Source organism: Streptomyces axinellae, from assembly GCF_039532135.1.
Classification (GTDB): Bacteria; Actinomycetota; Actinomycetes; order Streptomycetales; family Streptomycetaceae; genus Streptomyces; species Streptomyces axinellae.
The window spans coordinates 1-6345 of sequence record NZ_BAAARJ010000046.1 but is presented as its reverse complement, the minus strand read 5'-3'; the positions used below and the strand labels follow the sequence as shown (position 1 = coordinate 6345).

Annotated in this window: 1 protein-coding gene and 3 pseudogenes; 1 reads left to right on the top strand and 3 read right to left on the bottom strand. The window is 67.1% G+C overall.

Going from position 1 to position 6345, the window contains the following annotated elements:
* Window positions 1-573: 573 nt before the first annotated feature.
* Complete coding sequence (locus tag ABD339_RS33250) at window positions 574-1899, top strand: hypothetical protein (RefSeq protein ID WP_344570907.1); 1326 nt, start codon at window positions 574-576, stop codon at window positions 1897-1899.
* Window positions 1900-2082: 183 nt separating this feature from the next.
* Here ABD339_RS33250 and ABD339_RS33245 read toward each other — a convergent pair.
* From ABD339_RS33245 to ABD339_RS33235, 3 pseudogenes are all read right to left on the bottom strand, one after another.
* A pseudogene (locus ABD339_RS33245) lies at window positions 2083-3375 on the bottom strand (IS256 family transposase).
* A gap of 116 nt (window positions 3376-3491) precedes the next feature.
* Window positions 3492-4391: pseudogene (locus ABD339_RS33240) on the bottom strand (transposase); the annotation flags it as partial.
* A gap of 87 nt (window positions 4392-4478) precedes the next feature.
* Window positions 4479-6165, bottom strand: a pseudogene (locus ABD339_RS33235) (ISAzo13 family transposase).
* Window positions 6166-6345 lie beyond the last annotated feature (180 nt).

Below are 6345 nucleotides of genomic sequence, written 5' to 3'. Positions count from 1 at the left end.
ATGGCAGGCACGTGAGACCAGGCACGGACGGTCGGTCGGTGCCGTCGGGAAGCCGAGCTCGTCCGTCACCTTTTACCGGGGGTGGCGCAGTGAGCTGGGTTGTCGGTGGGTGGGGAGGCAGCAGCTGCGTCTGGGCAGTGCTTCGTGGAGGTCGGCTCGCCGTTTGCATGGGATCCGCAGTCGGCGGATCTTGCCGGATGGCCGACGTGGCCAGGGACAACGGTGACCGTGTGCCGCGGGACATCGTCCTCGGCATCATAGAAGGCGTGCTCAATCTCCCGTTCTCCTATGCTGCTTCGGGTTGCTCCGGGTGGCGTCTCGGTAGCGTGCCACGCCAGTTTCTCGGAGTGGTCCGGTGAGTGCCGTCGCGCCGTCGCGCCGTTGCTTCCGGCGGGAGTAGTGAGGCCGGGGCGGGGTTCCGGGGGCGTGTCGTGAGCGGATGCGGGGGGTGTGCCGCAGCAGGCGGTACCGGGTCCGGTTCCGGTCGAAGGTGCCCGGGCTGTCGGGCAGGCGGTCAGGTGAGCAGAAAGCGCCCATACAGGCGGCTTCACACGGAACGGGAAGGGATGAACCATGCCGAGGAAGTATTCCGACGAGGATTACGCGGCCGCGCTGAACGCCCGGGAGCAGGGGGACATGCCCGGGTTTAGGGATACGCAGGAGGTGGTGATCGGCGGCGTCACCGCCGATGTCCCCATCGGCAAATTTCTGAGCATGCTGCGAAGCCAGGGGCGCAAAACGGCGTTGGAAGAGGGGCTGGCACAGGCGCTGTCACGGCATGGTCTGGCGCCCCGGCAAATATCAGACGGCCGGTGGACGGTCCCGCATACCGGAAAAAAGATCATGTGGAGGGACGAGCATTACGCGGCCGCGTTGAACGCCCGGGAGCAGGGAGACCTGCCCGAGAAGAGTGAGACGCAGACGGTGGTGATCGGCGACGTCACCGCTGATGTCCCCATCGGCCGATTCCTGAGCAAGCTGCGAAGCCGGGGGCGCAAAACGGCGTTGGAAGAGGGGCTGAAACAGGCGCTGTCACGGCATGGTCTGGCGCCCCGACAAATATCAGAGGGTCTGTGGACGGTCCCGCATACCGGACGGCAAATCATGTGGAGGGACGAGCATTACGCGGCCGCGCTGAACGCCCGGAAGCAGGGAGACCTGCCCGAGAAGACGGAGACGCAGAAGGTGGTGATCGGCGACGTCACCGCCGACGTCCCCCTCGGCCAATTCCTGAACACGCTGCGAAGCCAGGGGCGCAAAACGGCGTTGGGAGAGGGGCTTGCAGAGGCGCTGACACGGCATGGCCTGGCACCTCGGCAAGTATCAGAGGGTCTGTGGACGATCCCGCAGACCGGAAAAAAGATCAACTGGAGGGACGAGCATTACGCGGCCGCATTGAACGCCCGGAAGCAGGGAGACCTGCCCGGGTTTAGGGATACGCAGATGGTGGTGATCGGCGACGTCACCGCCGACGTCCCCATCGGCCAATTCCTGAGCACGCTGCGAACCCGGGGGCGCAAGAAGGCGTTGGAAGAGGGGCTGGCACAGGCGCTGGGGCGGCATGGCCTGTCGCCCGTCTGGCAGGAGAACAAATGGAGGATCGGTGGCGCCACCGCGCAGGCAGAAGGTGCGCGCGCCGGGCGGTCGGTCAACGGGCAGGTGCACCCGCGGTCGTTCACCGCTTCGGTGGTTCCGCCCGCCTGGGACACTTCCGCTGTACCGGGGAGGGCTGCTGGGGGCGGCGGCTACCCGGGCGTGAGTCAGTATCCGGTGAATCCGGCGCCGGCAGGGGCCTACCTCCCCAGCGGCCACGGTCACCGGCCCGCCGACCCGGCACAGCCCCCCGGGCCGACCCCGCATCGGCCTGTCGGAATCCCGATAAAACGCAGACGCACATGAGCGAAGCGGCCTCAACGAGCCCGAGCATGGCAGGCACGTGAGACCAGGCACGGATCCGCTCCTTCTCCGCGCGAAGCCCCTCCGCCCTCACCCCCGGGCAGCCGTCTCCCGCTCCTGTCAACGGCCACTCAGTTCTCCCCGGATGGGGTCTGTCAAATGAACGGTGTAACCAGGTGGGTTGGGTTACCGGCGGGCTGCTGAGAGTCGGCCGTCGAAGGTGATGTCGAAGGCGTTCAACGCGGTCTTCCAGCGCATGGTCCAGCGGGCCTGGCCCTTGCCCGTGGGATCGGGGGACATGATCGCCATGTAGACGCACTCCAACGCGGCTTGCTCGTTGGGGAAGTGTCCGCGAGCCTTGACCGCCCGGCGGATCCGCGCGTTCACCGACTCGATCGCGTTCGTCGTGCAGACGATGCGGCGGATCTCGGTGTCGAACCGCAGGAACGGGGTGAATTCCTCCCAGGCGTTCTCCCACGGTTTCACGATCGCCGGATACTTCCTGCCCCAGGCGTCGACGAACTCCGCGAACCGCTCCAGGGCGGCCTCCTCGGTCGGCGCCGTGTGGACGGGCTTGAGGAGACGGGCGATCTTGTCCCGGTCCTGGCGGGCGGCACAGCGGACGGAATTCCGCAGCAGATGGACCACACAGGTCTGCACGACGGTGCGGGGCCAGACCGTCTCCACCGCCTCGGGCAGGCCCTTGAGCCCATCGCAGACCAGCATCAGCACATCGTTCACGCCGCGGTTCTTGATCTCGGTGAGGATGTGCAGCCAGTGCTTGGCGCCCTCGCCGCCATCGCCGGCCCACACCACCGAGGATCTCCCGCCGCCCCTCGGTGGTGACGGCCAGGGCCACATGGATCGGCCGGTTGGCGACCGCCCCGTCGCGGATCTTGACGTGGATGGCGTCGATGAGGACCACCGGATGAACGACGTCGAGCGGCCGGTTCTGCCACTCGGCCATGCCGTCGGGGACCTTGTCCGTGATCGTGGAGATGGTCTGCCGGGAGACCTCGGCCCCATGGACCTCCGCGAGACGGGCCTGGACTCACCGGTGGTCAGGCCCTTGGCGGCAAGCGAGATGACCATCTCGTCGACACCGGTCAGGCGCTTCTGCCGCTTCTTGACGATCTTCGGTTCGAACGAGCCGTCCCGGTCGCGGGGCACGGCTGTCTCCACTGGTCCCACGTCGGTCAGCACGGTCTTGGAGCGTTTGCCGTTGCGGGAGTTGGCGCCGTTCTTACCCGCCGGATCGTGCTTGTCATAGCCGAGGTGGTCGGTGATCTCGCCCTCGAGAGCGGACTCCAGCAGCCTCTTGGTCAACTGCTGCAGCAGCCCGCCCTCACCTGTCAGCTGCAGGCCCTCGGCTTGGGCCCGGCTCACCAGCTCGTCGATCAGCTGGTCGTCCACGGCCTTCGCCGACACCACCGCTGCCGACTCGACGGCCTCGTACTCGGCCACGTTCTCACTGGTCATCGATGCATCTTCCATGATCGGGAGTTACACCGAACGATTTACAGTCCCGAGTTGGTGCGTGATAGGGGGTGAGGCGTGTTTGGCCTGGTCGTGGCCTGTTGTCTGGTGTTGTGGGTGCGGTGGGAGACGAGGCCGGCGATGGCCCGGTAGGTGTCGGGCAGGCGGTCGCGGCGGTGGGTCCAGCGCGTCAGTTGCTTCCCGCGTTTGTGGTCGGCGGAGGCGTGTTCGACGGTGGTGCGGTCGCAGGAGTGTCCGTGGCGGTCGCGTTCCCGCTGTTCGGCTCTGCCGGGCAGCGCTCCGGGCCGGGGTTTTCCGGGTGGTGTGATCGCTTGCTCGCGGTGGTCGCGGCTCAGGCCGAGGTGGCCCCCGTCCAGGAGGACCTCGACGTCGGGGAAGTGCTGGAAGCAGACGGCGATGCCCTCGTTGCGGACGGCCGCGGCATCGTGCATACGACCAGGCCGCAGGGTCGGTCCATAACGTGCGGCCTCGCCAGTCAGCGATGACGGTGGCCTTCATGGTGTTCTGTTTCTTCTTCCCGGAAACGAATGCGCGCCGTCCGCCGTGGCCGGCCAGTGGTCGGCGGACCTGGATCCCGGTGGCATCCAGCCGCAGCTCGATGCCTTCGGCCTGAGCGTGGGCGAACACGTCGGCCATAGTCCGTAACTGCGGGCCGGGACGGTCGGGGACCGCGCACCCCCGCTCGGCCAGCAGTCTACGTATCTCTGCGATCGCACGGGCGATGGTGGAGCGGTCGACACCGAACAGCCAGTCCCAGCACCGAGTGCGGCAGGTCGCGCCGCAGATGGATCAGCGCGGCCACCAGCCGGTCGACGAAGACCAGCTGGTGGCGGGCGCCGGCTCCCGCGGCCCGCTTCCTGGCCCCACCTCGTGCAGCATGACGACGACCCTCGACCCCGGCTTGCCACGGCATCGCCAACTCATCGACCAGGCACGCGAAATGACGCCGAGGGATTCCCGTGAACAGCCGACGCACCAAGCACCGCCCGATTGGCCATGATCGCCACAGACGGACCATGCCACCGGCCAGGCACGACGCCTCACCCGCTATCACGCACCAACTCGCAATAGGGGCTCGCAGAGAATCAACATGCTGACTTGATCTCCGTGGGACTGTTGTTGGTGAGGAACGCGGTGACGTCGGCGGGTGTGCGGAACCTGGCTGTCGAGGGTCGAACGGTGTAGCCGTGGCCGGCGAGGAGGGGCTGGATTTGGCGAACGGCCCTGGTGATGGTGCTGCCGTTGACGCCGAAGAGCTGGGCGATCAAGTCTCGGGTTCCGAGTTTGCGCAGGTAGAGCACGGTGGCCAGAACTCTGTCGGCGGTGGTCAGCTTGTCCTTGGCGCCGGCTCCGCGAGCCCGGATGCGGTCTCCTCCTCGCTGCTGGGACCGCCCGTGTTCACGTAGCTCATCGAGTCTCTGGGACAGCTGGTCGACGAGTTCATCCAGTGCCGGCTCGGTCATGCCGGTCAGTTCCGGATTACGCAGACCACCAGCACGGGACTGCGAGGGCAGGCTCCCGGCCGGCCGCGGGTCTTCGGCCACGCCGACCGTGTCATGGTGTTGTGGGCGGAGGGTGTAGTTCCAGTCGCCGTGGAAGCGGTGTCGGTGCATGGGTAAGGCGTCGATGTCGGTGTCGGTGACCTTGATGCCGGTGTCGTAGGTGCCCGGGTCGAGTTCCGCGTGGACTCTCAGCCCGGTGTGGGTGGTGGTTGCCCTGATGCTGTTCACGATGACGTCGTGGCTGGTCAGGGGCCTGCCTCGCCAGTTCATGGAGATGTGGGAGAACAGCCGGTGCTCGATCTTGTTCCACTTCGAGGTGCCCGGCGGCAGGTGGCAGACCGTGATCTCCAGGCCGGTCTCGGCGGCCAGGGCGGCGAGTTCGGTCTTCCAGGTGCGGGTGCGGTATCCGTTGGAGCCGCCCGCGTCCGCGGTGATCAGCAGCCGGGCGGCCCGAGGGTAGTCGTCATTGCCGTGGGCCTGCCACCAGCGGCGGATGGAGGCGACGGCGAACGCGGCCGTGTCGTGATCGGTGTCCGACGCTGACCCAGCCGGTGTTCGCGGCGACGTCGTAGATCCCGTAAGGGATCGCCTTGCCCGGTCCCTGCCGGTCAAGGAAGTCATGGGTCCTGACCTGGGCGGGCAGTCCCTTCGGCTGCCACTGGCGGCCTCCGTTCTTGTACTGGCCGACCAGCTCCTTCTTCTTGGTATCGACGCTGATAACCGGGTCGCCGGCATCCATATGTTCCTTGGCTCGGTCGTTGATGTAGCGGAACTGGGCATCCCGGTCGGGATACTGCCTGCCTTCGAGGGTCTTGGCGTTGGCCTGGAGGCTGAACCCTTCCTCCCGCAGCAGGTCGGCGACGGTATCCGCCGAGACGCGGTGGCCCTGCCTGGTGAGCTCGCCGGCGAGTCTGCGGGTGGACTTCGTCGTCCATCGCAGCGGCGACATCGGATCCCCGCGCATATCCGGCTCGACCAGCGCCAACAGCGCGGGCCGCAGCCCTGGATCCACCTCGGCCGCCCGCTTGCGCCCGCCACCGGGACGGCGGACCCTGCCCAGCGGTTCCGCCCCCGCCTCCAGCTCGTCCACGCCCTTGCGCACGGTGGCCTCGCTGACCTCGGCCGCCTGGGCGACCGCCCGGATCCCGCCGTGGCCCAGGATCCTGGCCTCGGCCCCCATCAGCAGCCGGCGTTGCCGCTCGTCCAAGTGCGGGAACAACACCGCGAACTTCAGAGCGAGTTGACCACGAACCTCGCCAGATATGCGCATACCACATCAACGAGCTGAACTACCTGAAGCAACACCTTGATTCTCTGCGAGCCCTAAGAAGCCGTTGTCTTTCCGGTTCTGAGCGTTGAGTTTCCGGTGCTCGGGCATGGTTTCGGTGTCGTCGCGGGAGAGTTCGGGCGCTCAGTTCGTTCTCGATGATGCGGAGTGACCGCTGCCATC

Excerpts from the sequence above, each read along its gene's own strand:
- ABD339_RS33250 (WP_344570907.1), top strand. The coding sequence starts at position 574 with ATGCCGAGGAAGTATTCCGACGAGGATTACGCGGCCGCGCTGAACGCC.